The sequence below is a fragment of the Bradyrhizobium sp. C9 genome (genome assembly GCF_002532045.1).
Taxonomy (GTDB): Bacteria; Pseudomonadota; Alphaproteobacteria; order Rhizobiales; family Xanthobacteraceae; genus Bradyrhizobium.
In genome coordinates, this window is record NZ_NWTG01000006.1 from 1 (window position 1) to 26088 (window position 26088).

The window sequence follows — 26088 nt, forward strand, 5'->3', positions numbered from 1 at the left end:
CTCATTCTGGCACACTGATGCCGTAGGGGGCCGTCCACCCCATCAACCACAGGGGAGTGTTGTTGAAGAGGGCTGTAGCCCCAGCATCGCGCCACAACGAGCATTTGGGGTAATGGGTCCCGGCCTTCGCCGGGACGACAGTGAGGGTGGGTCGCGATTCAGGACGTCAAAGAGCGCCATGTCATCAACTCCCGCGTAGAAAGAAACACCTCCCCGCTTGACCTTGCCCCTGCGGCCGCCTCCATAGAAGCGCGGTCAGACGACGCGAGGTGATTCGATGAATGCTCCTGCTGCCCGTTTCCTCAGCCCGTCCGAAGCTGCAAGGCAGCTCGGGATCTCGGCGAAAGCGCTGCGCCTTTACGAAGAGCGCGGCCTGATCGCGCCCGGCCGCACGCCGGCTGGATGGCGCGCCTATGGTGCGGCCGCAATGGCGCGCGGCGCCGAGATCGTCGCGCTGCGCGCGCTCGGCCTCAGCATCAATGAAGTGGCGCGGATCCTGAGCGGCGACGCCGCCGTCCTCGATCGCGTGCTGGCCGCGCATGAGGCGACGCTCGAAGCGGGGATGCGCCAATCCAGCGACAGCATCGCCAGGGTACGCCGGCTGCGCGCCGACCTCGGCCGCGGCAAAATGCCCGCGACGTGCGACCTCATCGGTGCGGTCAGGACAAGACCCGCGATCGGCGTCGCGTTCGATCTGCCGTGGCCGTGGGGCGGCGAGCGCTTCGAGCTGCGCGACATCAAGCTGCTGAACCACGTCGTCGGTCCGCTCGGCAGCGGCAAGACGCGCCTCGCGCAGCGGCTCGCCGAGGTGCTGCCCAACGCAATCTTCGTGGGGCTGGATCGCACCGCCGACGGCGGCGCTTCCGTTCGTGCGCGGCTCGATGCCGACCCGGCGCACAAGGCAAGGGTCGAGGCGAGCCTTGCCGTCCTGCTCGCCGATGGCGCGGTGGAGTCGGCCGCGCTGACCACCCTGCTCGCCGCGCTCGAAGCCGATAGCGACACCATCCTGGTGATCGACATGCTCGAGCATGGGCTCGATGCGGCCAGCCAGGAGGCCGTGATCGCGCATCTGCGCCGCCGCGGGCCCGAGGCGCGGCCGCTGTTCTTCCTCACACGCTCCACCGCGATCCTGGACCTCGACGCGGTCGGCGACGATGAAGCGATCATCCTCTGCCCCGCCAATCACAGCGTGCCGATCTGCGTCACAGCCACTCCCGGCGCCACCGGCTATGAAGCGGTCGCGACCTGCCTCGCCTCGCCGGCAGTGCGGGCGCGCACCGAAGGCATGGTTGCGTGGCGGTCTTCCTGATTTCTCGCATTGGTTGTATTATAATCACGCGACAAGGTTGGATGCACGGCGAAAAAAGTGTGCTATAAGCTCACACAATGACCGAGCTTCCCCGTACCCAGGCCTTGCGTTGCTTCATCACGGTTGCCCGTGAGGGCACTGTATCGCGCGCTGCAGCGATGCTGAAACTGACCCAGCCGGCGGTCAGCCTGCAACTCAAGGCGCTGGAGGAAAGCACCGGGATGCAGCTGTTCAACCGCACCCCAAACGGCTTCACGCTGACCGAGGCCGGCGCCGCGCTGCTGCCGCTGGCGCACCGGGCGGTGGCCGCGGCTTCCGACTTCAAGGCGATGGCGGACTCGTTGAACGAGGCGCAACGCGGTACGCTGCGCGTCGGCACCATCCTCGACCCCGAATTCACCCGGCTCGGGCCGTTCGTGCGCAGCCTTGCGATGTCCTCGCAACGCACCGAGGTGTTCTTGCGCCATGGCGTCAGCGACGACGTGCTGGCGCAGGTCGGCCGGGGCGAGCTCGACGTCGGCTACTATGTCGACGCCACGCCGCAGGAACAACTGGTCCATCACAGCTTTGGCGAGCGGACCATCGCCGACGGCCGCTACCAGCTGGCGCCGCTGCTCAGTTACGACTACCGCGTGATCGCCCCGATCGGCTGGCGGGACCGGGTGATCGGCAAGGGCTGGGCCGAGCTCGCCGAGTTGCCGTGGCTCGCGACACCGCCGCATTCCGGCCATCGCCGGCTGCTCGACGACATCTTCCGTCCGCTCGGCGCCTTGCCGAAGCGGGTCGGCTACACCGATCAGGAAGAGGCGATGATCGACTTCGTCGAATCCGGCCTCTGCCTCGCGCTCGCGCGCGACAGCGTGCTGGCGCCGCGGATGGCGCGTCCGCATCAATTCGTGGTCGCCGACAAGGTGAAGCTGACCTGCGATCTCTCCTTCGCCTGTCTTGCCGCCCGCCGCCAGGAGCCGGTGATCGCCCACGCCTTCGCGGCGGTGCGCGCGGTGTGGAATATCAAGCCGGCGATCGCCGGCGCCGGGCCGACACGAACGCGCAAGGTCGCGAAGAACGTCTGACGCGAACCGGTCGGAAATATTGGCCGTTGCGGCGCGCCACACTATGGTGTGACACCGGGGTTGTGCCCACGGCGTGAATGGCAACGGAGCGAGAAACGGTTTCGTGAGAGGCTATCGAAGCGCGCGCATCACCGCCTTCTGCGCCGCGCTTGTGATGCTGGCGCTGGATCAGCTGACCAAGCTTTGGGCGCTTCGCGCGCTGGAAGCCGGCGCCACCGTCAAGCTCCCGGGCCCGATTGACCTTACCCTCGTGTTCAATCGCAGCAACGCATTCGGTCTCGTTCCCGACTACGGAGCGTTGTCGCGGTGGACGCTCGCGTCCGTTGGACTTGCCGCAGCGGCGGCCCTGCTCGGATCGGTCCTGCGGCGATCGACATCGACCCTCAACGCCTTTGGATTCGCCTTGGTCGGCGCCGGAGCCGCTGGAAATGCGATCGACCGGCTTCGATTGGGTGCCGTCGTCGACCTGTTCGATGCCTCGAAACTTCGCTTTGTCTGGATCTTCAACGTCGCCGATGTTTCGATCGATTTGGGCATCGTGCTTGTCTTGCTGACCGCGCTCCTGCCGTCCTTGGAGATCACCAAGGCAGGCCACGGCGACAGCTAGGCTGAGATCCTAAGCCGCGACGACCAGCGGCCGCGTCATCTCCGCCATGGCCGGCACCAGCGACGGCGCCTCGCAATCCTGCAGGGCGAGCTCGTTGACGAGCTCGCGCAGCCGCGGCGGCAAATCGGCGTAGTCATCGCGCAGCGCGTAGCGCAGCCGCTCGCCGATCTCTTCGCAGATGGCGCGCGCGTGCTCCGGCGCGATCGGATGATGCTCAATCATGGACGTGGACCGCTTGCGACGGCTGCGCGCCGTCCAACTGCACGCCTGCAACCACGGATCCCGCATACGCAGATGCGATCAAGACGAGGATCCGAACAATGCTGAACATGGTTCGTACTCCCTTTTCCCGTCCTTCAATAACAGCAGGACGTTGCCGCCCGATTAGGGAAACTGGTTCCTGCGGCCTTTAGGGGATTGGTAAACGCCGGGTTCAGGACCGTGCCGCAGCCGGGGCGCCGCCCGGATGTCCCCAATCAGGGGGACAGACGTATCGGGCGGAATCAATAAGATGCGAAACCGGACGCCGGTCGGCTATCATCGGCCGCACCGACACAAAAAGAACCTGCTGGGAGGATTTGCAATGAAGCTGGCCATGGCCGGACTCTGGGTACTCGCGGGCGCGCTGCTGGCGGCGCCGGACGCGCGGGCCGACATCAAGGTCGGCGTCGTGGTGTCCGGATCCGGGCCGGGCTCGGCGCTCGGCCAGCCGCAGATGCGCACCATCGCCGCGCTGCCGAAGGAGATCGGCGGCGAGAAGGTGGTCTATATCGCGCTCGACGACGAATCCGATCCGACCAAGGGCACGCAGAATGCCCGCCGCCTCGTGATCCAGGACGGCGTCGACATCCTGATCGGCTCCTCGCTGACCCCGGTGACCATGCCGATGCTCGACGTCGCCTTCGAATCCAAGACGCCGATCATCTCGCTCGCCGCGGCGACCGCGATCGTGCGGCCGATGGACGAGCGCCGCCGCTGGGCATTCAAGGTGGTCCCCAATGACGACCTGATGGCGGCGGCAATCCTGAAATACATCGCGAAATCCGGCATCAAGACCCTCGGCTATATCGGCGTCTCCGACGGCTATGGCGAAGGCTACTACAATGAGGTCTCGCGGCTGGCTCCCACGCTCGGCCTCACCGTCACGACCCATGAGGTCTATGCGCGCGCCGACACCAGCGCGATGGGCCAGGCGCTGAAGGTGATCGCAACGAACCCGGAGGCGGTGTTCATCGCGTCCGCGGGCACGCCGGCGGTGCTGCCGCAGGAGGCGCTGCGCAGCCGCGGCTATGCCGGCAAGATCTTCCAGACCCACGGCGTTGCGTCGGAGGAATTCATCAAGCTCGGCGGCGCCAATGTCGAGGGCGCGATCTTCACCGGCGAAGCGTTCACCATCGCCGACGATCTGCCGGCGAGCGATCCGTTCCGCCAGGCGCGCGACGAGTTCGTGTCGTCCTACGAGAAGGTCAACGGGCAAAAGCCGAACATCTTCGGCGCCCACCTGTGGGACGCCGTCACGCTGTTCAAGCGGGCGGCGGCCAGCGCGCTGAAGACGGCCAAGCCCGGCACGCCGGAATTCCGCGCCGCACTGCGCGACGAGCTCGAGCGCGGCAAGGACGTCTACCTCAACAACGGCCTCTCGACCATGAGCCCGACCGACCACAACGGCTATGACGAGCGGTCGGCGTTCCTGATCAAGGTCGAGGCTGGCAAGTTCAGGCTGGTGAAGTAGCGGCTCGCGACCGCACCGGGCGCATCACATCTTGCGCGCCACGATGTAGGGGCGATGATCGTCGCCCCTCGCCGCATGGTTCTCTGCGGCAACGATCTCGAACCCGCCGGCACCCAGCAACTCGCGCAGCCTGTCGGACGTGAACACGCCGGCATGGGGCGCCATTCCGATCGCGCGCATCGCCGGCAGCACGAGCCGGACCAGCGGGTTCATCTCACCGACACAGGGCGTCTTGGAAATGAAAACGCCATCGGCCACCAGCAGCGCGTGAATCCGGCGGAGGGTGCAGTGCAAGTCCCGAACCAGATGGAGGTAGTTGAGCCCCAGGATGGCGTCGAACGGTCCAGCATCGACCGCCGTGGTATCTGCGGTCGCGACCCGGAAAGTCAGACCCGGGATCGGCGTCATCGCGTGCTTCTGGTTGGCGATCGCAATCATCTCCGCCGAAATGTCGGTGGCGAGATAGCTCTCGACGCCGCCCGCGAGCCGGAGCGCCGTGGTGCCGGTCCCGCAACCGAGCTCCAGCACGCGATCGCCGGATTTCAACAATGCGCGGGTACGGTCCAGCGTGCGCTCATATTCGGCCGGCGCTGCGATCGGCCGCGCGGCATATTTGCGTGCAGCCCGGTCCCAGAAGCGGGCGTCGCTTTCGATGGTCAAGACGGGCAAATCCTCCGGGCGCGTGCGGGAGCGGAGACCATGAGCAGTCCGCTGCCACCGAGGTCAACTCCGTCAAAATGTCGCGCGACCGAGCGAAGCAGCGGGCCGCTCAGTCCTACGCAAATTCCCGGCCGCCTGATCTCATCGCGCTTTGGCTCCTTGTTTGAGCATGATCTTTTCGGAAAACCGCTTCGCACTTTTCCGGATCATGCTTTAGTCGCCGCCCCAGCGCCAGCGCGGCGGCTCGCCCTTCCACCAGCACACGCCGATGAGCAGGACGCACAGCACGGCGACATAGCCAATGAAGCGGGGGTGCGAGTGCGGCAGGATCGTCGCGGCGCCTGCGGCGATCAGGGCCGCAAACCCGGCGACAACCGCCCAGCCTTGCCAGTTGTTCGGAGGTCCCCAGCCCCAGCCGTAACGCTTGGCGGGAAACCAGTATCTGTCGTCACGTGGCATGGGATTGCTCCAGTCTCGAAATCCCCCTGCTTCACACCTTGCCCTTGCCCGATCCGCAGATGCCCTTCAGCGCCTGCCATTCGGTTGGCAACAGCAGCGGCTGGCCCTTGGCCGGGCCGGCGGCATCGGCCTTGTCCATGCGCGCGAGGCGGTCCTCGGTCAGCGGATGGCTGGCGACCAGCGAGAGCCCCTTGCCGCCTTCCTTGCCGGTGACGCGGAACATCAATTCGCCCATCGGCTTCGCCGGACGGCCGAGCTTGCGCATGGTCTCGATCGCAAAGGTATCGGCATTGGTCTCGGCGTCGCGCGAATAGGACGACGTCACCAGCGAGCGCGAGGCGAAGATCAGCGCGCCGGACCCGGTGATGTCGCCGAACAACAGCCCGATCAGGAACGAGGTGCCGCCATTGTGGATCAGCTCGCGCATGCTGTCGCGATGACGGAGATGGCCGAGCTCATGCGCCAGAACGCCGGCGATCTCGTCGGGATTCTCGGCCTTCTCCAACAGCCCCTCGAACAGATAGACCTTGCCGCCCGGCAGCGCGAAGGCGTTCGGCACCGAGGTCGCCAGCACGCCCGACTGCACTGAAGTGTCGAGGCCCGCGCTCTCCCGCAGCTTGCCCACCAGCTTCTCGAATGCCGCCTGTCCTGCCGCGTTGCTGCACGGCTTGCCGTCGAACACCACCTTGACCTGCGCCTCCGCGACGTCGCCGAGCCGCCGCTCGAAGGCGTCAGGCACCAGCGGCGTCAGCCGCTCGGCGGCGAGCGGCACGCCGAACAGCACCACCACCACGATCGACACCGCAGCCGCGAGCGACCAGCCGACGATGCCGGCGACGGTCTTGCGGTTCGGCAGGTCGGCTTCGAGCCTGTCGCAGCGCGCGACGACTGCAGCCGTCAGCTGTGCGTCGCGGATTTCGAGCCGCGCCAGGGCAGGCGCAGTCAGGCAGCTCAGCCGCAGCAGGCCGGACGGGCTGTCGGCGCGGCGGATGTCGGCAAACGCCCAGCGCGCCAGCAGTTCGCCGCCCTCGCTGATCTCCAGCGCATCGGACAGTCCGAGCGCGACGATGCGCCGGCGGCTCGATGCACCGTCGAAGAACACCGCGCCCGGGACCGGCGGCGCCGCGGAACTGGCCTCGTTGAAATCGGCTTCCATGGCGCTAGAATCCCGCGACGTCGAGGCCGTCGGCGAAACCTTCGCCGAGCGCATTGGCGAGTTCGCCGCGCGCGGTGACGTTGGCCGCCGCCTCGATGTTGTGCACGATGGTCGAGGACAGCACCCTGACCCAGAGATCGCGCATCAGATAGACCCGCATCACCACATTCATCGCCAGCGCAAAGGCGAGATAGCCGATGCCGAGCAGCACGATCAGGGGAATGCTCTTGGCGAACGCCTCGGTCCTGAAGAAGTCGACGATCGAGGAGCCGTCCATGCTCGCGACCAGGAAGGTGCAGAGCACGAGATAGGCCGCGAACACCATGGCGAGCAGCACGACCCAGCCGATCACCTTCCAGTACAGGCCGATCAGCGCGCTGCGGCGCATGGTGGATTCCAGCCGGACCTCGCCGAAGCGGATGCCCGACAGCCACCAGCGCCACTCGATCGCCTTGAACGCGGCATAGGCGAACGGTGCGAAGATCGTGCTGTAGAGCGCGAACGGCATCAGGAGCCAGAGCCACCAGCCGCGCTTGAAGAAATCCCAGCCGCGGCCCTCGAACGAGCCTTGCAGATCGCCGTAATAGGAATGCCGCATCTTGTAACGCTCGAGCGCCGCCTCGCGCCAGGGCAGCGCGAGACCGAGCGTGACCACGACCAAGAGGCCCCACAGCGAGGCCTTCAGCGCATAGATCCAGCCCGAGCCGCTCATCCAGAAGCGGACTCCGCGCCACACCGTGCGGGTCAGCCGATAGCGCCGCGCGCGATAGATCGCGAACTGGCCGAACAGATAGAAGAACGCGACCAGCGGCAGCGAGGCGAACGCCTTGAGATGCTCGGCCTCGATGCCGATCAGGAAATACCCGACATAGACCGGCACGAGGATGGCGAGCGCGACCAGAAAGCCGATCAGCAGCTCCTTGCCACGGCCGGTATATTCCGGCGCGTCGCCGTCGATCACGGTGTTCGACCAGAGGTGACGGCGGATGTCGGTGGTGAGCCAGAACCGGTAGAAGCCGAGCGTCACGAGCTCGAGCCCGGCGCCGCGCGCGACCAGGCGGAAGAACTCCTTCCGGTTCCCTGAAAACGCCACCGGCATCGGCGGCGGGACCGGTTGCGGCGGCGGCTGCGGCGGCCCCAGCGGGGTCCAGCTCATGTCGTTCACGGGGTAGCTCCGGGACGGGACAATCTCTGCGCATCAAAAGCACAGGTTTGTCGCTCCGAGTGTGATCCAGGTTTCATACGAGGTCGAGAGCGGGGCGGCCGGATTTGGCGGGTTGCGGTTGGCTTTGCCTTAACGGGACTGCTGGAGATCGGCGGCGAGCCGAAAGGCCACCCCATTGCCGCCCCCGGTGTCACGCGCTTCGAACCCAAAGCGGGAACTTACCGACTTAACGGACATGCCGAACGGCAACGACGTTTCCACGAGCGCGAGGAAACACGATGAACAAATGGATCTTGTCGGCGTGCGTCCTGGCCGTTACGGCGGCGCCCGCTGCTGCCGTCGATGTGCGGCTGGATTCCTATCGCAATCCGAAGAATGAGAACTTTCGCATCTTCAATCATATGTACCTGGACGGCGTGCGGGGCGGCCTGATGGCTTCCAATGCCTGGCTGACACGGCATGGCGGCAAATTGCTGTTTTGCTTGCCGGGCGACCTCGCGCTGACCAGCGAGCAGACCGAAGAGATCATGCTCAAATCGGCGGACAAGCGGTCCGCCAAAGGCGAGATGGTGGTCGCGCTCCTGCTGCTTTGGGGCCTGCAGGACACTTACCCCTGCGAAAAGCCCGCGAGCCAACCGACGGCGCCCGCGCCGCCCGATTAAATCAAACGCCGTTTCAAACAGCGTTGGCCGCCGCGCGGACCCGTCCATCGCCGGAAAAGCCCGGATTCGGCCGCTTTGGCCTGACATCAATGCGGCCAAATGCGCGTTGAGAGCCCTTGCGCAAACCGCGGAATGAGAATGTAATTCGGTAAAACATGCCGCGCCGGTCACGCCCCGGCAGCGAAACGGTTGAGGAGCCGCTCATGCACGGGACCATCGATCTGGTCGACGACCGCAATCTGGATGCCGCACGCGAACGCGCCAACGCGCTTCCGCTCGCAAATTACGATCCCGGCCATCCCGAGCTGTTCAAGACCGATACCTTCTGGCCGTATTTCGACCGGCTGCGCCGCGAAGATCCGGTACACTACTGCAAGGATTCGATGTTCGGTCCGTACTGGTCGATCACCCGCTACAACGACATCATGGACATCGAGACCAACCATTCGGTGTTCTCCTCGGCCGCCTCGCTCGGCGGCATCACCATCCGCGACGTGCCGCCGGACCTGCGCCGCGAAAGCTTCATCGCGATGGACCAGCCGCGCCATTCGGCGCAGCGCAAGACCGTAGCGCCGATGTTCACGCCGACGCACCTCGACGAACTCGCGATCAATATCCGCAAGCGCTCGACCGAGTGCCTCGACAACCTGCCGCGCGGCGAGGCGTTCGACTGGGTCGACAAGGTCTCGATCGAGCTGACCACGCAGATGCTCGCGGTGCTGTTCGACTTCCCGTGGGAAGACCGCCGCAAGCTGACCCGCTGGTCCGATGTCGCGACCACCCTGCCCGGCGCCGGCGGCCTCGTCGCCACCGAGGACGAGCGGCAGGCCGAATTGATGGAATGCGCGAGCTATTTCGCACGGCTGTGGAAGGAACGGGCTGACCAGCCGCCGAAGAGCGACCTGCTCTCGATGATGGCGCACAGCGATGCCACGCGGAACATGGATCCGAAGAACTTCCTCGGCAATTTGATCCTGTTGATCGTCGGGGGCAACGACACCACGCGCAACACGCTGTCCGGCAGCATCTACGCGCTGAGCAAGCATCCGGAGCAATACCGCAAGCTGCGTGAGAACCCGGCGCTGATCGACAGTTTCGTACCCGAGGTGATCCGCTGGCAGACGCCGCTCGCCCATATGCGACGCACCGCGCTTGCCGACTTCGAGTTCCGCGGCCGCCAGATCAAGAAGGGCGACAAGGTCGTGATGTGGTACGTCTCGGGCAATCGCGATGAAGAGGCGATCGAGAAGCCCTACGAGTTCCTGATCGACCGCGCCCGGCCGCGCACCCACATCTCGTTCGGCTTCGGTATCCACCGCTGCGTCGGGCTGCGTCTCGCCGAGCTGCAGCTCAAGATCATCTGGGAGGAGATCCTCAAGCGCTTCGACACCATCGAGGTGGTGGAGGAGCCGCAGCGGGTGTATTCCAGCTTCATCAAGGGCTACGAGACACTGCCGGTGCGCATCGCCGCCTGACGCGTGACGAAATCAGCAAGTTGAGTTTGAACTGTGACCACGACGAGACTGTGCTCTCTCTCCCGCTTGCGGGGGAGGGTTGGGGTGGGGGTGTCGCCGCAAGTGACACTCTTTGCGTGGAGAAAGCCCCCACCCGCAAGCGGGAGAGGTGGAGGCCAGAACATTCGCCGGAGTAACATTAGATGAACGTCCAGACTGCCATCCGTGCCGACCGGGCCGAGCTGCTGCGGCAGGCGCGCGAGGAAGCCTATGCGACGCCCCTCAGGGATTTTCACCCCGGCGCGCCGCGGCTCTTCCAGAACGACACGCTGTGGCCGTGGTTCGAGCGGCTGCGCAAGGAAGAGCCGGTGCACTACTGCACCAATTCGCCGATCGAGCCCTATTGGTCGGTCGTGAAATACAACGACATCATGCATGTCGACACCAGCCACGGCATCTTCTCCTCGGACTCCACGCTCGGCGGCATCTCGATCCGCGACGTGCCGCCCGGCTACGACTATCCGAGCTTCATCGCGATGGACCAGCCGAAGCACGCCCATCAGCGCAAGACCGTGTCGCCGATGTTCACGCCCAATCATCTCGACGAGCTGGCGAAGCTGATCCGCCAGCGCTCCGCGAGCGTGCTCGACAATCTGCCGCGCAACGAGACCTTCAATTTCGTCGAGCGCGTCTCGATCGAATTGACCACCCAGATGCTGGCGACGCTGTTCGACTTCCCATGGGAAGAGCGGCGCAAGCTGACGCGCTGGTCCGACGTCTCGACCGCGCTGCCGAAGAGCGGCATCGTCGATTCGCCGGAACAGCGGCGACAGGAAATGGACGAGTGCTACGCCTATTTCTCAAAGCTGTGGAACGAACGCGTCAACTCAGCCCCGAGGAACGACCTGCTGTCGATGATGGCGCATAGCGACGCCACCCGGCACATGGACCCCGACAATCTGATGGGCAACATCATCCTGCTGATCGTCGGCGGCAACGACACCACCCGCAACACCATGAGCGGCTCGGTGCTGGCGCTGCACGAGCATCCCGACCAGTTCAGGAAGCTGAAGGAGAACCCCGCGCTGATCGACACCATGGTGCCGGAGGTGATCCGCTGGCAGACCCCGCTGGCGCACATGCGGCGCACCGCGCTGCAGGACACCGAGGTTGGCGGCAAGACCATCAAAAAGGGCGACCGCGTCGTGATGTGGTACGTCTCCGGCAACCGCGACGACGAGGTGATCGACCGCCCGGACGAGTTCATCATCGATCGTGCCCGGCCGCGCATCCATCTGTCGTTCGGCTTCGGCATCCACCGCTGCGTCGGCATGCGGCTCGCCGAGCTGCAGCTCAAGATCGTCTGGCAGGAGATGCTGAAGCGCTTCGACCGCATCGAGGTGGTCGGCGAGCCGAAGCGGGTCTATTCCAGCTTCGTGCGCGGCATCGAGAACCTGCCGGTGCGGATCCCGGGCTGAGCCTCACCCTACTCGCGCTCGTCCTGCACTAGTGCCCGTGCTGGCCCTTGTTGGTCGGCAACGGGCAATTGGTGCAGACCCGGTCGTCGCACATCCGGCAGATCGTGAAGCGATCCATCTCGGACGTGTCCTGCCTTGCCAGCAGCTCGCGGATCAGTGTCGCTAGCTGCTTGCGTTCGGCCGACGACAGCACATCCAGCAATGACGTCACGGCAGAGATGCGCGACGCCAGCAGTTCATTGCGCGATACAGTGCCGGACGCCGTCAGGTGCAAAGCGACCTCGCGGCCGTCCTTTCCCGGGCGACGTTCGACGAGCCGATCCGAAACCAGACGATCTACCAGCCGGACCGTTCCGGAATGCGACAGGCCGAGGATCCGCCTCAGCTTGTCGTTGGTCATGCCCTGGCCGTAGCCGATGACGATGAGCGCCGCGGGTGTCTCGCCGCCGCGGCCGACCACCTCGCGCGCACCTTGCTCGATACGATCCATGACGGCGAGCGACAGCGCGCCCAGCAGATTGGCGATTCCGTTTTCCATAGGGGCAACAATATGTGCGCTACGCACAAAAAACAACTTGACCAGATATATGCGCTACGCACATATTTATCCGGGAGAGCCACGACGACGAAAAATGGAGAGTAGCGATGACGATCCGAAGCACCGCATTGGCAACGCCTGACGCCGCCGGCAGCGAACCCGCGCTGAAATACGTGCAGGCCAACGGCGTGCGATTTGCCTATCTCGAACAGGGCAGCGGGCCGCTCGTCATGTTCATGCACGGCTTTCCCGACAACGCCTGGTCGTATCGCAAGCAGTTGCAGGCGTTCGCGGATGCCGGCTATCGCGCGGTCGCGCCGTTCCTGCGCGGCTATGCGCCGACCGAGATTCCGGCCGACGGCATCTTCGATCCGATCGCGCTGGGCCAGGATCTCGAAGCGCTGATCGCGGCGCTGAGCGACGACGGACAAGCGTGTGTCGTCGGCATGGATTGGGGCGGCACGTCGACATTCCAGGCGCTGGCCACGGCACCGTCAGCGATCAAGGCCGCGGTTGTCATGAACACCGCGCACCCGATCACGATCCCGAGCCTCAGGAGCGATCCCGATGCCGTTCGATCGGTCTTCCATGTCTATTTCTTTACGGTGCCCGGCGCCCACTCGGCGGTCAACATCGAGGGACTTCCCTTTGTCGACTACCTTTGGAAGTTGTGGTCGCCAACCCTGAAGAACGACGCGCATCTCCGTTCGGTCAAGGCGACGCTCAGCTCTCCAGGCACCATGAAGGCGGCGCTGAAATACTACAATGGCCTGGTCGATGCGGGAGTTGCGGGCCGGTTGCCGATCAACGACATGCATACGCCGACGCTGACGATTTATGGCGGCAACGATCCGACTGCGCGGTATTCGATCAAGGAAGAGCCGCTCTTCAAGGGGCCCCATCAGCGCGTTGTCCTGCCCGATGTCGGGCACTTCCCGCACCTCGAGCGTGAGGCAGAGGTCACCAGTCTGATCATGGACTGGTTCAAGACGCACGCCGCCGGCTGAACAGCCCAGCGACCACGTCACGAAGTCTTTCGAATTCTCTCTGAACAGGAGCGCGCGCAATGGACGCCACGACACAGCAGCAATACGCCGAAGCGTTTCACGGTCTTCACAGGACGGGCGATCCACTGGTCCTGTTCAACGCCTGGGATGTCGCGACCGCCAAGGCGATCGCGAAGGGTTCGCCGGCGGTGGCAACCAGCAGCGGCGCGGTGGCATCCGCGCTCGGCTTTGCCGACGGCGAAAATGCCCCGCTCGACATGATCGAAGGGCTGGTCTCGCGGATGACCGCTTCGGTCTCCGTTCCGGTATCGATCGATCTGGAGGCGGGATATGGCGACACCGCTGACGCCGCCGCGCATTCGGCGGCAAGGATCCTGAAAGCCGGCGCGATCGGCATCAATATCGAGGACGGGCTTGCCGGCGGCAAGCGGCAGCTCGTCGATCCCGAGCAGCATGCCGCGAAGATCAGGGCCGTGCGCAACGCCGCGCAGCAATCCGGAGTTCGTCTCTTCATCAATGCCCGGACCGATCCCTTTCTGCTGAAGTTCGGCTCGCCGGAGCAGTGCCTGGATGAAGCGGCGCGGCGCGCGAAGCTCTATGCCGATGCCGGCGCCGATGGCATTTTTGTGCCGGGCTTGACCGACCTTCCGCTGATCGAGCGGCTCGTCCAGCTGACGCCGCTGCCGGTCAACATCATGGTGACGCGGGGCGTTCCCGAAATCGGCGAACTCGCCCGTGCCGGCGTGCGCCGGATCAGCCTTGGGCCGTGGCCGATGTTGGCGACGATGCGCGTCATCGGAGAGGCCGCCGCCGCGGTGGTCGCGAGCAGGCAGTACGGCACGTTTCTGCAGCCGGATGGCTGAGTTCGAAGGTCGCCGGCCGTGCTGACGTGCGATATACAAATCCGGTATAGCTGCGCGAGCCAGATGCGAAGGGAGTTAAGTCTGCTCGCGCGGTAAAGGCTTCGGTGAGGACGCGCCATTGCGCGCCCCGAGCCGAGGCCCACGATGGACCAGATTGCCGTTCACCAGGACAGCGCGACCAGCACCGACTGGCCGGTCGCGATCTACCGCACACTCAAGAACTTCGGCGTCGCGCAGGTGTCCTACGTTCCCGACGCCGGACATTCCAAGCTGATCAAGCTGTCGCATGCCGACGCCGACATCAAGACCACGGTGCTGACGACCGAGGAAGAGGGCGTGGCGTTGTCCGCCGGCGCCTGGCTCGGCGGCGACCGCGCGGTGCTGCTGATGCAATCGAGCGGCGTCGGCAATTGCGTCAACATGCTGTCGCTGATGGCGAGCTGCCGATTCCCGCTGCTGACGCTGGTGACGATGCGCGGCGAATGGGCCGAGTTCAATCCCTGGCAGATTCCGATGGGCCGCGCGACGCCGCAGGCCTTCGAGATCATGGGCGCCACCGTGCTGCGGCTCGAGAACCCCGATGACGCCGAGGAGGTGATCTCGGCCGCCGCCTCGCTCGCCTATGACGGCGACCAGCAGGTCGCGGTGCTGATCTCGCAGCGCATGATCGGCCGCAAGAAGTGGACGAAGGAGACGCATTGATGTCAGCACCAACAGGCACTCTCGATCGCCGCGCCGCCGTGAAGGCGCTGCTCGCCGACCGCGGCGACCTGCTCGTGATCTCCGGGCTTGGCTCCTCGTCTTACGACGTGTTCGATGCCGGCGAGCATCGGGGCAATTTCTACCTCTGGGGCGCGATGGGTGGCGCCGCGATGGTCGGTCTCGGCCTCGCGCTGGCGCAGCCGAAGCGCCCGGTGCTGGTGATCACCGGCGACGGCGAGCAGCTGATGGGCATCGGCAGCCTTCTCACGATCGCCACCAAGCAGCCCGGCAATCTCTCGATCGCGGTGCTCGACAATGGCCATTTCGGCGAGACCGGGATGCAGCCCAGCCATTCCGGCCTCGGGGCGAAGCTCGAGGTGATCGCAAGCGGCGCGGGCATCGGCAATGTCTCCGATATCGCCGACATGGCCGGCATCGAGCGCTTCCGAAATAGCTTGCGCGATCTCGGCGGCGGCCCACGACTGGCGCGCATCCGCATCGCCGCCGGCGAAGTCGAGCGCGCGCTGCCGCCGCGCGACGGCGCCTACCTCAAGAACCGCTTCCGCGGCCATCTCGGCTTCCAGGTGAGATGATGCGAAGCCGCGCTCAGGCGAGCTGGATATCCCAGAGCCCCTCGGCGCGGCACGCGGCGACCTCGTCACGCAGCAACTTTGCGATCAGCGTGATGGCGTTGGAGCCGGGATGCTCGACCGGCGAGGCCAGGGTCAGCTCGCGTCGCGGCGCCGGCCGCGCGATCGGCGCGGTCTCCAGCCGGCCGTCGGCGACCTCGCCGCGCACCGAGGACGGCGGCAGCATGGTGTATCCGAGTCCCTCCTCGACCAGGCTCGTCAGCACGCGAAACGAATCCGCCTCGAGCTTGACGTCGAGCGTGACCTTCTTCTTCGCGGCCGCATGCTCGATCATGGCGCGGAGCCCGTGCGAATGACTGGGCAGCACCAGACGCTGGCGCAGCAGCCATCCGATATCGACCTGCTTCTTCTGCTTCAGCCCGCTGCCGCGCGGACCGACCGCAACGATGCTGTCGCGGCCGAGGCTCTGCACCGCCAGATGCAGATCGACCGACGGGCCATAGATCACCGCAAGGTCCATCTCGCCGCGATGCAGCCACTCGATCAGGTGGCCGCTGTAGCTTTCGACGATGCAGAGCGAGATGCCGGGATAGCGCTCCACCGTGCGCCGCGCCAGCCGCGCCGAGATCACGCAGCTCACCGTCGGCACCAGTCCGAGCACGACACGCCCGGACGGCGCGCCGCCCGCGGACTGGATGTCGTCGCGGATCTGATCGATCTGCCGCACGATACCGCCGGTGCGCGCCAGCAGCAGCCGGCCGGCATCGGTCAGCACCATGCCGCGGCCGTTGCGCGTGAACAATTCGGTACGCAGCTCGTGCTCCAAGAGCTTGATCTGCCGGCTCAGCGCCGGTTGCGCGACCCGCAAGGTATCGGATGCCTTGCTCAGACTCCCGAGTTCCGCGACGCACGCAAAGGTCCTAAGCTGGCGGAAATCCATACTTGCCAATCCTGGAAGGCAGGTTCATACGCTATAACAAAACAGCATAGGGAGTTTACCGGGACCCCACAACAGCGGGCGTTTTCCTCACGCGAACCGGCTTCCGCTTCGCCCGACGACGCTCTGGCGCAACCTCTCGGCAAGACGAAACCCAACAAGACGAAATCATGACCACACACGATCAGCATACCGACGACCATTCCGACATCCGCGACGCGGTGGCAAAACTTTGCGCGCAGTTTCCCGGCGAATACTGGCGCAAGCTCGACCGCCAGATGGCCTATCCGAAGGAGTTCGTCGACGCGCTGACGGAGGCCGGTTATCTCTCGGTGCTGATCCCCGAGGAATATGGCGGCGCGGGCCTGAAGCTGTCGGCCGCGGCGGCGATCCTGGAAGAGATCCAGCGCGCCGGCTGCAACGGCGGCGGCTGCCACGCCCAGATGTACACGATGGGCACGGTGCTGCGGCACGGCAACGACGCGCAGAAGGCGAAGTATCTGCCGAAGGTCGCGACCGGCGAATTGCGGCTGCAGGCGTTCGGCGTCACCGAGCCGACCAGCGGCACCGATACCTCGTCGCTGAAGACCTTCGCACGCCGCGAGGGCGACCACTACGTCGTCAACGGCCAGAAGATCTGGACCAGCCGCGCCGAATATTCCGACCTGATGGTGCTGCTGGCGCGCACCACGCCGAAGGAGCAGTCCAAGAAGCGCACCGACGGGCTGTCGGTGTTCATCGTCGACATGCGCGAGGTGAAGGGCAAGGGGCTGGAGATCCGCCCGATCCGCACCATGATGAACCACGCCACCACCGAAGTGTTCTTCACCGACATGAAGGTGCCGGCGGAGAACCTGATCGGCGAGGAAGGCAAGGGTTTCCGCTACATCCTCTCCGGCATGAATGCCGAGCGCATCCTGATCGCGGCCGAATGCGTCGGCGATGCCAAGTGGTTCATCCAGAAGGCGACCAACTACGCCAAGGAGCGCAGCGTGTTCGGCCGGCCGATCGGCCAGAACCAAGGCATCCAGTTCCCGATCGCGAAGGCCTACGCCTCGATGCGTGCGGCCGAATTGATGGTGAAGGAAGCCACCCGCAAATACGAGGCCGGGCTCGACTGCGGCGCCGAGGCCAACATGGCCAAGATGCTGGCGGCCGATGCCTCCTGGGAAGCGGCCAATGCCTGCGTGCAGACCCATGGCGGCTTCGGCTTCGCCGAGGAGTACGACGTCGAGCGCAAGTTCCGCGAGACCCGGCTCTACCAGGTGGCGCCGATCTCGACCAATTTGATCCTCTCCTTCGTCGCCGAGCACGTGCTCGGCATGCCCCGCTCCTATTGAGTTCTCAGATCATGCTGCCGCTTGAGGGATTGACCGTCATTGCCGTCGAACAGGCGGTCGCCGCGCCGTTCTGCTCGTCACGCCTCGCCGACGCCGGCGCTCATGTCATCAAGATCGAGCGGCCCGAGGGCGATTTCGCCCGCGGCTACGACGCCGCGGCGAAGGGCCAGAGCAGCTATTTCGTCTGGCTCAACCGCGGCAAGGATTCCGCGGTGGTCGACCTCGCCACCAAGGAGGGCCGCGCGCAGCTCGAGGAGCTGATCGCGGGTGCCGACGTGCTGTTGCAGAATTTGAAGCCGGGCTCGATGGACAAGCTCGGCTTCTCGCGCGAGCGGCTGCGCAAGGAATATCCTGACCTGATCATGTGCACGATCACGGGCTATGGCGACACCGGCCCGTACGCCGACCGCAAGGCCTATGACCTCTTGATCCAGGCCGAGAGCGGCCTTGCCTCGATCACCGGCGGTCCCGAGGGCGCCTCGCGCGTCGGCATGTCGATCGTCGATGTCGCGACCGGCGCCACCGCGCATGCGTCCATCCTCGAAGCGCTGATCGGCCGCGGCCGCACCGGAGAGGGAGCCGACATCCGCATTTCGATGTTCGACGTGATGGCCGACTGGCTCACCGTGCCGCTGCTCAACGCCGAGGACGGCAAGTCGCCCAAACGTATCGGCCTCGCCCATCCCTCGATTGCGCCTTACGGCGTGTTCCGCTCGAAGGACGGCAAGGAGATCCTGATCTCGATCCAGAGCGAGCGCGAGTGGAAGACGCTGTGCGCCAAGGTGCTGGGCCAGCCCGGCCTGCCCGACGATCCGCGCTTTGCCAACATGGTCGAGCGCGTGCGCAACCGCGCGTTGACCGACGGAATCGTCAGCGACAGTTTTGGCAGACTGACGCGCGAGGACTTGCTCGGCAAGCTCGCCGAGGCCGACATCGCCTTCGCCGAGGTCAACAGCATGGACGACCTCGCCAAGCACCCGCATCTGCGCCGCATCGAGGTCGACACGCCGAACGGCCGTATCAGCTATCCGGCGCCGGCCGCGATCGTCGTCGGCGAGGACCGGCACTACGGCAAGGTGCCCGCGATCGGCGAGCGCATCAAACGTTCCTGAGATCCCTCCTGCCCGGGCACACAGTCATGACCGATAAACTCGACCTCGATCATCTCCGCCAATGGATCGGCAAGACCACGGAGGCCTCCGACGCCGTCACCAAATATCTCGTGATGGGGCTGCGCGCCACGCTGTTCCAGGAGATCGGCGAGCCGAAGGCCGGCGACGCCGCGCCGTGGACCACGCATTGGTGCCTGGCGCAGCCGGTGTTTCCGATGTCGCAGCTCGGCCCCGACGGCCACCCGACCCGCGGCGGCTTCCTGCCGCCGGTGCCGCTGCCGCGCCGGATGTGGGCCGGCGGCGAGCTCGAATTCTTCGACGCGTTGCGCATCGGCGATGAAGCCAAGCGCAGCTCGAAGATCGCCGACGTCACCGTGAAATCGGGCTCGACCGGCACGCTGTGCTTCGTCTCGGTCAATCACGAGGTGACGACCTCGCGCGGGCTTGCGGTGCGCGAGCGGCAGGACATCGTCTATCGCGAGATGACGAGCACACAAGCCGCCGCGCCGGCCAAGGCGTCGCCTCCACCGACCGCGCAGCATCGCGAGAGCCACGTCTCCGATCCGGTGCTGCTGTTTCGCTATTCGGCGCTGACCTTCAACGGCCACCGTATCCATTACGATCGCGACTACGTCACCAAGGTCGAGGGCTATCCGGGCCTGATCTTCCACGGCCCGTTGCAGGCCTCCTTCATCGTCGAGCTCGCCGCGAAACTCCGCGGCGGCAAGCCGCCGAAGAAGCTGACCTATCGCGGCGTGCAGCCGCTGTTCGAGGGCGGCGAGTTCTCGATCAACGCCAACGACAAGGACGGCGGCATGGAGCTGTGGACCGCGAACGCCGAGGGCCAGCCCACCATGAAGGGCACGGCGACCTGGTAGGTCGCGCGCGCGACCCACATCGGAATGCGGCGGGACAACGAGGCGCTTTCATCAGCGCCTCGTATTCCGTATTGTGACCGCATTCATCCCAGGATCACGAGATCATGAGTCGCTTCTGGAGTTCGGTCGTCCACAATCTGTCGCCGTACGTGCCCGGCGAGCAGCCGAAGATCGACGGCCTGATCAAGCTCAACACCAACGAGAATCCCTACCCGCCATCGCCGCGCGCGGTAGCGGCGATCACAGCTGCCACGGATCGGCTGCGGCTCTATCCGGACCCGCGCGCAACCGCCCTGCGCGAGGCGATCGCGGCGCGCTATCGCGTCACGGCGGACGAGGTGTTCGTCGGCAACGGCTCGGACGAGGTGCTGGCCCACGCCTTTCCGGCGCTGCTCAAGCACGACACGCCGCTGCTGTTCCCCGAAATCACCTACAGTTTCTATCCCGTCTATTGCCGCCTCTATGGTGTCGGCTACACGACGATCCCGCTCGATGCCGCGATGCGGATCAACCTTGCCGACTACCGGCGACCCGGCAGCGCCATCCTGCTGTGCAATCCCAACGCGCCGACCGGCATCGCGCTGCCGCGCGCCGCGATCGAGGCGCTGGTCACCGAACATCCCGACCGTCTGGTGGTGGTCGACGAGGCCTATGTCGATTTCGGCGCCGAGAGCGCCGTGCCGCTGGTCGCGCGCCACGACAATCTGCTGGTGATCCAGACGCTGTCCAAGTCGCGCGCGCTGGCGGGCCTGCGTGTCGGCTTCGCCATCGGCCAGCGCCCGCTGATCGAGGCGCTGGAGCGCGTCAAGGACAGCTTCAACTCCTATCCGCTGGATTGCTTCGCGATCGCAGGTGCCGTCGCCGCGATCGAGGACGACGCATGGTTTGAGGAGACCCGGCAACGCATCATCGGGAGTCGCGAGGCGCTGGTCTCTGGCCTCACTGAGCTTGGCTTCGAGGTGCTGCCGTCGCTTGCGAATTTCGTGTTCGCCCGCCACCGCGGCCATCGCGGCGCCGATCTCGCCGCAAAACTGCGGGAGCGCGGCGTCCTGGTGCGGCATTTCCAGAAGCCGCGGATCGAGGACTTCCTGCGCATCACGGTCGGCACCGACGGCGAATGCAGCCGTCTGATCGGCTTGCTGCGTCAGATGGTGTGATCGGCATCGCACAATACGCGAGCTGAACGCGGAACAGGCATGCGCCGGACACGCGGTGGCATGTCCGGCGGCATGCCGTCCGCGGCTTGCGATCGGCGTTGCCGGCACGCATAGTGCGCTCCCGCAAACAACAACAATTGGGGAGACAACCATGAGGACGATCGCAGCCGCGCTGTGCGCGCTCGCGCTGATCGCAACCGGGGCGCAAGCACAGACGCTCAAGGATTTCATGGCTGTCGTCATGAAGAAATGGACTGCGCCGTTCGAACCATACGAGCTGATCGACAATGTCTATTACGTCGGCACTGACGGGATCGCGGTCTACGTCATCAAGACGTCGCAAGGGCTGATCCTGATGGATACGGCGATGCAGCAGTCGACCGGCATGATCAAGGACAACATCGCCAAGCTCGGCTTCAAGGAAGGCGACATCAAGATCATCCTCAACACCCACGCCCATCTCGACCACACCGGCGGCTTTGCCGAGATCAAGAAAGAGACCGGCGCGCAGCTGATCGCCGGCGAGCGCGACAAGCCGCTGCTCGAAGGCGGCTATTATCCGGGCGACGAGAGCAACGCCGATCTTGCCTTTACGCCGGTCAAGGTCGACCGCACCGTCAAGGAAGGTGACAAGGTGACGCTCGGCGACGTGACGCTGACCGCGCACACCACACCTGGCCATTCGCCCGGCTGCACCAGCTGGGAGATGACGGTGAAAGACGGCAACCAGCAGCGCAACGTGCTGTTCTTCTGCAGCGGAACGGTGGCGCTGAACCGGCTGGTCGGCCGCCCGACCTATCCCGGCATCGTCGACGACTACCGCTCGACCTTCGCCAAGGTCAAGGCGATGAAGGTCGACGTGCTGCTCGGCCCGCACCCGGAGGTCTACGACATGCAGGCCAAGCGCGCACAGATGAAGGACGGCGCGCCGAATCCGTTCGTCAAGCCGGGCGAAAACGCCACCTATGTGGCCGGGCTGGAGCAGGATTTCGACAAGCGGCTCGCCAAGCAAACCGCCGCACTGCAAAAGGCCAATTAGCAGGCCGCAAATCTTCAGCCGTTGCCGCGGCAACTATGGGTGCGGCGCGGCTTGACATCGCAAGGCAATCCATCGAGAGGTGGATTGCCTTTCCGCTTTTGCCGCCCGCAATGACGGAACGTAACAAGACAGAAATGGGAGCCGCCCGATGTCCTCGCGCAAACCCGCCGCCGGCAAGAGCAAGACCGTCACCGTCAAGGACGCCACTTTCGGCCTCCTGCGCGCGTGGGGCATCAAGAAGGTGTTCGGCAATCCCGGCTCGACCGAGCTGCCGTTCCTGAGCGACTGGCCCGACGACATCGACTACGTGCTCGGCCTGCAGGAGGCCTCCGTCGTCGGCATGGCCGACGGCTATGCGCTGGCGACACGCAATGCCGGTTTCGTCAATCTGCATTCGGCGGCCGGCGTCGGCAACGCGCTCGGCAACATCTACAACGCCTATCGCAACCAGACCCCGATGGTGATCACCGCCGGCCAGCAGGCGCGCTCGATCATGCCGCTGCAGGCCTTCCTCTATGCCGAGCGCGCCTCCGAATTCCCGCGGCCTTATGTGAAATTCGCGGTCGAGCCGGCGCGCGCCGAGGACGTGCCGGCCGCGATCGCGCGCGCCTATTATATCGCGATGCAGCCGCCTTGCGGGCCGACCTTCGTCTCGGTGCCGATCGACGACTGGGCGCATGCGACGCAGCCGCTCGATGCGCGTCAGGTCAGCCGTGAAATCGGCCCTGACGCGACCGCGATGCAGGCGCTGGCGGCAGCGCTCGGAGAGGCCAAGCGCCCTGCCCTGGTCGTCGGCCCCGCCGTCGATCGCGCCGAGACTGTCGACCTCATGGTCAAGGTTGCCGAGAAAACCAAGGCCGCTGTCTGGGCCAGCCCGTTCTCGGCGCGCTGCTCGTTCCCCGAGCGCCATCCGCAATTTGCCGGCTTCCTGCAGGCCGCACCGGGCCAGCTCTCCGATGCGCTGCGCGATCACGATCTTGTTGTCGTGGTCGGCGCGCCGGTCTTCACCTTCCATGTTGAGGGCCATGCCGCGATCTTCGACGGCGCCACCACGATCTTCCAGATCACCGACGATCCCGACGCCGCCGCGATGACGCCGACCGGCCACAGCATCGTCGCGACCATGAAGCCGGCGCTATCGGCGCTGCTCGCGATGCTGCCCGAGACCAAACGAAGCGCATCGCCGGGCCGCGTCCTGCCGCCGGCACCCGCGGCCGGCGATCCGATCCCCGCCGAATATGCGCTACATGCACTCGCGGCCGCGATGGGACCGCACGATGCGCTGGTCGAGGAGGTGCCGTCACATCGCCCGCTGATGCAGAAGGCGATGCCGATGCGCGGCCAGGACAGCTTCTACACCATGGCCAGCGGCGGCCTCGGCTACAGCCTGCCGGCCGCGGTCGGCATGGCGCTCGGCCGCAGCACGGGACGCACGGTCTGCCTGATCGGCGACGGCTCAGCGATGTACTCGATCCAGGCGCTGTGGACCGCCGCGCAGCGCAAGCTGCCGCTGACGGTCGTCGTGATGAACAATTCCGGCTACGGCGCGATGCGTTCGTTCAGCCAGGTGATGCAGGTGCGCAACGTGCCGGGCCTCGATTTGCCCGGCATCGATTTCGTCAAGCTCGCGGAAGGCATGGGCTGCGACGCGGTGCGGGTAACGAAATCGGCCGAGCTTGCGGGCGCCTACAAGCGCGCGCTGTCGCATCACGGCGCCAGCCTGATCGAGGTGATGGTCGATTCCGCGGTGCCGCTGCTCTACGCGCAGAAAAGCTGAGCGGCGAGAAGGCCGATCCGCAGGATGGGTAGAGCGCAGCGAAACCCATCATCTGCGCCGCGGATGCAAATTGATGGGTTTCGCTGCGCTCTACCCATCCTACGAGGCTACGACGTGAGCACGGGCTGCTGCTCCAGCACCCGCACCGCAGGCTCCGGCACCTCGCAGCCGGTTGCGCAGCAGCGGCCGGGTTGCTTCGACACCCGCTGTCCCTCATCGACAAGGCCGCGGCCGAGCAGATTCTCGACCAGCTCGGCCTTCTCCATGACAGGATAGTTGCGCCAGATCTCGCGCTTCATCGCCTCCGGCGAGCCGCCGCCGTGCAGCGAAATCACCGAGTACCAGCCGGCTTCGTGCGAGACCGTGAGGTCCTCGATCAGCCGCGCCACCTCGGCGCGCTGCTCGGCCGGAATATCGGGCCGTCCGCCCATCACGGCGGCGAGCGAGGCGCGCGTCTCCGGATTGTGGTCCTCGTCGGGACCCGGCAGCGCGACGATCAGGCCGCCGGAGACGTAATGCGCGACGCGATGCATGTCGTAGATCTTGGTCGCCAGCAGCAGCTTGCCGATATTGGAGAACACCGCGTCCGGCATCACCGAGCCGGCCGGGTCCTTCGTGCAATAGACCGAGGAGGCGACGCCGCAGGCATAGAAGCTCTCGGTGATGGTGATCAGCTCGACCATCGCCTCGCGGATATGCGCGTGCTTCTCGGCGTCGAGCCCGTTGGCCTCGATCATCAGCGCGCCGGCGCCGATCAGGAGATCACCGAAGCCGGCACGCGCGCCGATGCAGGAATGACGGTGATGCGTGGCGTAGGACGTGGTGAGGAAACCGCCCTCCTCGGTCTCGCCGGCGAGGAAGACGCGGTCATGCGGCACGAACACGTCGTCGAACATCACGACGCCGACCGATTGGCCATACTTCGCCGAGAATTTCGCGCTGGCATCGCCGGGCCGGCCCGCGGGGCGCGCGATGATGGTGACGCCAGGCGCATCGACCGGCACGGCGCAACAGACCGCAAAATCCCTGTCATCGGGCACATGGGTGCGGCACGGCATGACGAGGAATTCGTGCATATAGGGCGCGCCGGTGACGATCGCCTTGGTGCCGCGGATCACGATGCCGTCGGGGCGGCGCTCCTTGATATGAACATAGACGTCCGGATTGGCCTGCAGGCCCGGTCGCTTGGAGCGATCGCCCTTCGCGTCAGTCATGGCGACGCCGAGCGTCAGATCCTGGTCCTGCACCTCGTGCAGATAGTTGAGGAAGCGCTGGCTGTAGTCGGTGCCGTGGCGATCGTCGGTCAGCCTGGTCGCCTGATAGAGGCCGTTGAGCGCATCATGGGTGAGATAGCGCTGCGCGCAGCCGGACGTTCGGCACACCAGCCGCACCGCCTCGAGCTTGTAGAGCAGGTCCTGCGCGCTCTCATTGATGTGGAGCATGCGGTTGACGGTCTTGCCCGAAGTGCCCTGCCGCGCCGTCATGATCGGCGCGTGCTCGGTGCGATGCGCGAAATCATAGGTGACGCCGACACCGGCGACGCCCGGCGCCAGCAACGGCTCGTCCGCGACACACGCCACCGCCTCGCCGTTGACGAACACCCGCGGCTTGTAGCGGCGCAGGGATTCCCGGTAGTCCGCGGCCGTCATCAGCATGGCGCTTCTCCCTTGATCATTTATTCCAACATCGTTAAATTATCTAACGCTGTTAGAATTGAGTCAAGAACGGATTCGCCGATGCAGATGCGCGAGAGCAGGAAGGAAGCGGTCAGCCGCCACAAGCGGGAGCTGATCCTCGATGCCGCGCGCAGCGTGTTCGCCGAAGAAGGGCTCGAGGGCGCGAGCCTGCGAGCGATCGCGACGCGGGCCGGCTACACCCCGGCGGCGCTGTATTTCCACTTCGATTCAAAGGAAGCGATCTATGCCGAGGTGCTGCGGCAATCGCTGGCTTCGCTCGGCGAAGCGGTCAGCGCGGCGGTCGCGACGACGCGCGGCGCCAAGCAGAGGCTGCACGCCGCCGGCATGGGCTTCTTCCGCTATTACGCGGATCACCCGCGCGACCTCGATCTCGGCTTCTATCTGTTCCGCGGCGGCATGAAGCCGGCCGGGCTCGGCCACGACCGCGACCACGAGCTGAACGCCGCGCTGGAAGCCGCGCTGCATCCGATCGCTGAAGCTGCCGAGGCGCTCGGCGCATCCAGGCCAAAGGCGAACACCGTGATGGTCGACTGCTTCGCGCACGCGACCGGCCTGCTGCTATTGCTGCACACCGGCCGCATCAGGATGTTCGGCGCCTCTGCGCCCGATCTGATGGACGCCTATCTGCGCGACAGGATCGCGCAGCTCGCGAGGGAGTAAGGCTACCTCACGTGAGGATGGCACCGGCGAAAGGGT

The 26088-nt window shown here is 65.6% G+C and carries 26 protein-coding genes; 18 read left to right on the forward strand and 8 right to left on the reverse strand.

Annotated features, from left to right (window positions below; genetic code table 11):
* The first annotated feature begins 277 nt into the window (after positions 1-277).
* From CO675_RS14935 to lspA, 3 genes are all read left to right on the forward strand, one after another.
* A complete protein-coding gene (locus tag CO675_RS14935) occupies positions 278-1309 on the forward strand; it encodes a MerR family transcriptional regulator (RefSeq protein WP_097672686.1) in 1032 nt (343 codons plus the stop codon).
* A gap of 77 nt (positions 1310-1386) precedes the next feature.
* Complete coding sequence (locus CO675_RS14940; protein ID WP_097672687.1) at positions 1387-2382, forward strand: LysR family transcriptional regulator; 996 nt, start codon at positions 1387-1389, stop codon at positions 2380-2382.
* A gap of 103 nt (positions 2383-2485) precedes the next feature.
* Complete coding sequence (gene lspA / locus CO675_RS14945) at positions 2486-2989, forward strand: signal peptidase II (protein ID WP_283808106.1); 504 nt, start codon at positions 2486-2488, stop codon at positions 2987-2989.
* Positions 2990-2998: 9 nt separating this feature from the next.
* Here the strand turns inward: lspA and CO675_RS14950 are convergent, their stop codons facing one another.
* Entirely contained in the window at positions 2999-3211 is a 213-nt protein-coding gene (locus tag CO675_RS14950) for a hypothetical protein (RefSeq protein WP_097672689.1), read from the reverse strand.
* Between the two features lie 361 nt (positions 3212-3572).
* On the opposite strand from CO675_RS14950, the gene CO675_RS14955 reads away from it, so the two are divergent.
* Positions 3573-4721, forward strand: a complete 1149-nt coding sequence (locus CO675_RS14955) for an ABC transporter substrate-binding protein (RefSeq protein ID WP_097672690.1) — start codon at positions 3573-3575, stop codon at positions 4719-4721.
* A 24-nt stretch (positions 4722-4745) separates the two neighbouring features.
* On the opposite strand, the gene CO675_RS14960 is transcribed toward CO675_RS14955, so the two are convergent.
* The 4 genes from CO675_RS14960 to CO675_RS14975 form a co-directional block, all read right to left on the reverse strand.
* A complete protein-coding gene (locus CO675_RS14960) occupies positions 4746-5381 on the reverse strand; it encodes a class I SAM-dependent methyltransferase (RefSeq protein ID WP_097672691.1) in 636 nt (211 codons plus the stop codon).
* Positions 5382-5594: 213 nt separating this feature from the next.
* On the reverse strand, positions 5595-5840 hold the full coding sequence (locus CO675_RS14965) for a hypothetical protein (RefSeq protein WP_097672692.1): 246 nt from the start codon (positions 5838-5840) through the stop codon (positions 5595-5597).
* A 31-nt stretch (positions 5841-5871) separates the two neighbouring features.
* Positions 5872-6996 (reverse strand): M48 family metallopeptidase, encoded by a 1125-nt coding sequence (locus CO675_RS14970; protein WP_097672693.1) that lies wholly within the window; start codon positions 6994-6996, stop codon positions 5872-5874.
* A gap of 4 nt (positions 6997-7000) precedes the next feature.
* Complete coding sequence (locus CO675_RS14975) at positions 7001-8152, reverse strand: DUF898 family protein (protein ID WP_097672976.1); 1152 nt, start codon at positions 8150-8152, stop codon at positions 7001-7003.
* A gap of 287 nt (positions 8153-8439) precedes the next feature.
* Here CO675_RS14975 and CO675_RS14980 point away from each other — a divergent pair, with 287 nt between their 5' ends.
* From CO675_RS14980 to CO675_RS14990, 3 genes are all read left to right on the forward strand, one after another.
* Entirely contained in the window at positions 8440-8823 is a 384-nt protein-coding gene (locus CO675_RS14980) for a hypothetical protein (protein ID WP_097672694.1), read from the forward strand.
* A gap of 203 nt (positions 8824-9026) precedes the next feature.
* Positions 9027-10298 carry a cytochrome P450 gene (locus tag CO675_RS14985; protein WP_097672977.1) on the forward strand — a complete coding sequence of 424 codons (1272 nt, stop codon included), beginning with the start codon at positions 9027-9029 and terminating at the stop codon, positions 10296-10298.
* Positions 10299-10480: 182 nt separating this feature from the next.
* Positions 10481-11755: a cytochrome P450 gene (locus CO675_RS14990; protein WP_097672695.1), complete on the forward strand. Its 1275-nt coding sequence runs from the start codon at positions 10481-10483 to the stop codon at positions 11753-11755.
* Positions 11756-11783: 28 nt separating this feature from the next.
* Here the strand turns inward: CO675_RS14990 and CO675_RS14995 are convergent, their stop codons facing one another.
* Positions 11784-12293, reverse strand: a complete 510-nt coding sequence (locus tag CO675_RS14995; RefSeq protein ID WP_097672696.1) for a MarR family winged helix-turn-helix transcriptional regulator — start codon at positions 12291-12293, stop codon at positions 11784-11786.
* Between the two features lie 107 nt (positions 12294-12400).
* On the opposite strand from CO675_RS14995, the gene CO675_RS15000 reads away from it, so the two are divergent.
* The 4 genes from CO675_RS15000 (at position 12401) to CO675_RS15015 (ending at position 15458) form a co-directional block, all read left to right on the forward strand.
* Positions 12401-13300, forward strand: a complete 900-nt coding sequence (locus tag CO675_RS15000; protein ID WP_097672697.1) for an alpha/beta fold hydrolase — start codon at positions 12401-12403, stop codon at positions 13298-13300.
* A gap of 59 nt (positions 13301-13359) precedes the next feature.
* On the forward strand, positions 13360-14163 hold the full coding sequence (locus tag CO675_RS15005; protein ID WP_097672698.1) for an isocitrate lyase/PEP mutase family protein: 804 nt from the start codon (positions 13360-13362) through the stop codon (positions 14161-14163).
* Positions 14164-14307: 144 nt separating this feature from the next.
* Positions 14308-14865: a thiamine pyrophosphate-binding protein gene (locus CO675_RS15010; protein WP_097672699.1), complete on the forward strand. Its 558-nt coding sequence runs from the start codon at positions 14308-14310 to the stop codon at positions 14863-14865.
* On the forward strand, positions 14865-15458 hold the full coding sequence (locus tag CO675_RS15015; RefSeq protein ID WP_097672700.1) for a thiamine pyrophosphate-dependent enzyme: 594 nt from the start codon (positions 14865-14867) through the stop codon (positions 15456-15458). The genes CO675_RS15010 and CO675_RS15015 overlap by 1 nt, the downstream gene beginning before the upstream one ends.
* 13 nt (positions 15459-15471) lie before the next feature.
* On the opposite strand, the gene CO675_RS15020 is transcribed toward CO675_RS15015, so the two are convergent.
* Positions 15472-16395 (reverse strand): LysR family transcriptional regulator, encoded by a 924-nt coding sequence (locus CO675_RS15020; RefSeq protein ID WP_092116489.1) that lies wholly within the window; start codon positions 16393-16395, stop codon positions 15472-15474.
* A 167-nt stretch (positions 16396-16562) separates the two neighbouring features.
* Between CO675_RS15020 and CO675_RS15025 the strand changes: the two genes are divergently transcribed.
* The 6 genes from CO675_RS15025 to mdlC all read left to right on the forward strand — a co-directional run bounded on the left by CO675_RS15025 (position 16563) and on the right by mdlC (position 23695).
* Positions 16563-17732: an acyl-CoA dehydrogenase family protein gene (locus CO675_RS15025; RefSeq protein WP_097672701.1), complete on the forward strand. Its 1170-nt coding sequence runs from the start codon at positions 16563-16565 to the stop codon at positions 17730-17732.
* Positions 17733-17743: 11 nt separating this feature from the next.
* Positions 17744-18844 (forward strand): CaiB/BaiF CoA transferase family protein, encoded by a 1101-nt coding sequence (locus tag CO675_RS15030; RefSeq protein ID WP_097672702.1) that lies wholly within the window; start codon positions 17744-17746, stop codon positions 18842-18844.
* Between the two features lie 26 nt (positions 18845-18870).
* Positions 18871-19722: an HTD2 family dehydratase gene (locus tag CO675_RS15035; protein WP_097672703.1), complete on the forward strand. Its 852-nt coding sequence runs from the start codon at positions 18871-18873 to the stop codon at positions 19720-19722.
* Between the two features lie 104 nt (positions 19723-19826).
* Positions 19827-20879: a histidinol-phosphate transaminase gene (hisC, locus tag CO675_RS15040; protein ID WP_097672704.1), complete on the forward strand. Its 1053-nt coding sequence runs from the start codon at positions 19827-19829 to the stop codon at positions 20877-20879.
* 151 nt (positions 20880-21030) lie between these two features.
* Entirely contained in the window at positions 21031-21918 is an 888-nt protein-coding gene (gene blaBJP, locus CO675_RS15045) for a BJP family subclass B3 metallo-beta-lactamase (RefSeq protein WP_097672705.1), read from the forward strand.
* A 148-nt stretch (positions 21919-22066) separates the two neighbouring features.
* On the forward strand, positions 22067-23695 hold the full coding sequence (gene mdlC / locus CO675_RS15050) for a benzoylformate decarboxylase (RefSeq protein ID WP_097672706.1): 1629 nt from the start codon (positions 22067-22069) through the stop codon (positions 23693-23695).
* Positions 23696-23802: 107 nt separating this feature from the next.
* Here mdlC and CO675_RS15055 read toward each other — a convergent pair whose 3' ends face one another.
* On the reverse strand, positions 23803-25350 hold the full coding sequence (locus CO675_RS15055; RefSeq protein WP_097672707.1) for a 4-hydroxyphenylacetate 3-hydroxylase family protein: 1548 nt from the start codon (positions 25348-25350) through the stop codon (positions 23803-23805).
* 81 nt (positions 25351-25431) lie between these two features.
* Here CO675_RS15055 and CO675_RS15060 point away from each other — a divergent pair, with 81 nt between their 5' ends.
* Positions 25432-26052, forward strand: coding sequence for a TetR family transcriptional regulator (locus tag CO675_RS15060; RefSeq protein WP_097672708.1), 621 nt, complete (start codon positions 25432-25434; stop codon positions 26050-26052).
* The last annotated feature ends 36 nt before the right edge of the window (positions 26053-26088 follow it).

What these genes read in the sequence shown, in the direction of transcription:
- CO675_RS14935 (WP_097672686.1), top strand. Translation starts at nt 278, where the DNA reads ATGAATGCTCCTGCTGCCCGTTTCCTCAGCCCGTCCGAAGCTGCAAGG.
- CO675_RS14940 (WP_097672687.1), top strand. Translation starts at nt 1,387, where the DNA reads ATGACCGAGCTTCCCCGTACCCAGGCCTTGCGTTGCTTCATCACGGTT.
- CO675_RS14950 (WP_097672689.1), bottom strand. Translation starts at nt 3,211, where the DNA reads ATGATTGAGCATCATCCGATCGCGCCGGAGCACGCGCGCGCCATCTGC.
- CO675_RS14955 (WP_097672690.1), top strand. Translation starts at nt 3,573, where the DNA reads ATGAAGCTGGCCATGGCCGGACTCTGGGTACTCGCGGGCGCGCTGCTG.
- CO675_RS14965 (WP_097672692.1), bottom strand. Translation starts at nt 5,840, where the DNA reads ATGCCACGTGACGACAGATACTGGTTTCCCGCCAAGCGTTACGGCTGG.
- CO675_RS14970 (WP_097672693.1), bottom strand. Translation starts at nt 6,996, where the DNA reads ATGGAAGCCGATTTCAACGAGGCCAGTTCCGCGGCGCCGCCGGTCCCG.
- CO675_RS14975 (WP_097672976.1), bottom strand. Translation starts at nt 8,152, where the DNA reads ATGAGCTGGACCCCGCTGGGGCCGCCGCAGCCGCCGCCGCAACCGGTC.
- CO675_RS14980 (WP_097672694.1), top strand. Translation starts at nt 8,440, where the DNA reads ATGAACAAATGGATCTTGTCGGCGTGCGTCCTGGCCGTTACGGCGGCG.
- CO675_RS14985 (WP_097672977.1), top strand. Translation starts at nt 9,027, where the DNA reads ATGCACGGGACCATCGATCTGGTCGACGACCGCAATCTGGATGCCGCA.
- CO675_RS14990 (WP_097672695.1), top strand. Translation starts at nt 10,481, where the DNA reads ATGAACGTCCAGACTGCCATCCGTGCCGACCGGGCCGAGCTGCTGCGG.
- CO675_RS14995 (WP_097672696.1), bottom strand. Translation starts at nt 12,293, where the DNA reads ATGGAAAACGGAATCGCCAATCTGCTGGGCGCGCTGTCGCTCGCCGTC.
- CO675_RS15000 (WP_097672697.1), top strand. Translation starts at nt 12,401, where the DNA reads ATGACGATCCGAAGCACCGCATTGGCAACGCCTGACGCCGCCGGCAGC.
- CO675_RS15005 (WP_097672698.1), top strand. Translation starts at nt 13,360, where the DNA reads ATGGACGCCACGACACAGCAGCAATACGCCGAAGCGTTTCACGGTCTT.
- CO675_RS15010 (WP_097672699.1), top strand. Translation starts at nt 14,308, where the DNA reads ATGGACCAGATTGCCGTTCACCAGGACAGCGCGACCAGCACCGACTGG.
- CO675_RS15015 (WP_097672700.1), top strand. Translation starts at nt 14,865, where the DNA reads ATGTCAGCACCAACAGGCACTCTCGATCGCCGCGCCGCCGTGAAGGCG.
- CO675_RS15020 (WP_092116489.1), bottom strand. Translation starts at nt 16,395, where the DNA reads ATGGATTTCCGCCAGCTTAGGACCTTTGCGTGCGTCGCGGAACTCGGG.
- CO675_RS15025 (WP_097672701.1), top strand. Translation starts at nt 16,563, where the DNA reads ATGACCACACACGATCAGCATACCGACGACCATTCCGACATCCGCGAC.
- CO675_RS15030 (WP_097672702.1), top strand. Translation starts at nt 17,744, where the DNA reads ATGCTGCCGCTTGAGGGATTGACCGTCATTGCCGTCGAACAGGCGGTC.
- CO675_RS15035 (WP_097672703.1), top strand. Translation starts at nt 18,871, where the DNA reads ATGACCGATAAACTCGACCTCGATCATCTCCGCCAATGGATCGGCAAG.
- hisC (WP_097672704.1), top strand. Translation starts at nt 19,827, where the DNA reads ATGAGTCGCTTCTGGAGTTCGGTCGTCCACAATCTGTCGCCGTACGTG.
- blaBJP (WP_097672705.1), top strand. Translation starts at nt 21,031, where the DNA reads ATGAGGACGATCGCAGCCGCGCTGTGCGCGCTCGCGCTGATCGCAACC.
- mdlC (WP_097672706.1), top strand. Translation starts at nt 22,067, where the DNA reads ATGTCCTCGCGCAAACCCGCCGCCGGCAAGAGCAAGACCGTCACCGTC.
- CO675_RS15055 (WP_097672707.1), bottom strand. Translation starts at nt 25,350, where the DNA reads ATGCTGATGACGGCCGCGGACTACCGGGAATCCCTGCGCCGCTACAAG.
- CO675_RS15060 (WP_097672708.1), top strand. Translation starts at nt 25,432, where the DNA reads ATGCAGATGCGCGAGAGCAGGAAGGAAGCGGTCAGCCGCCACAAGCGG.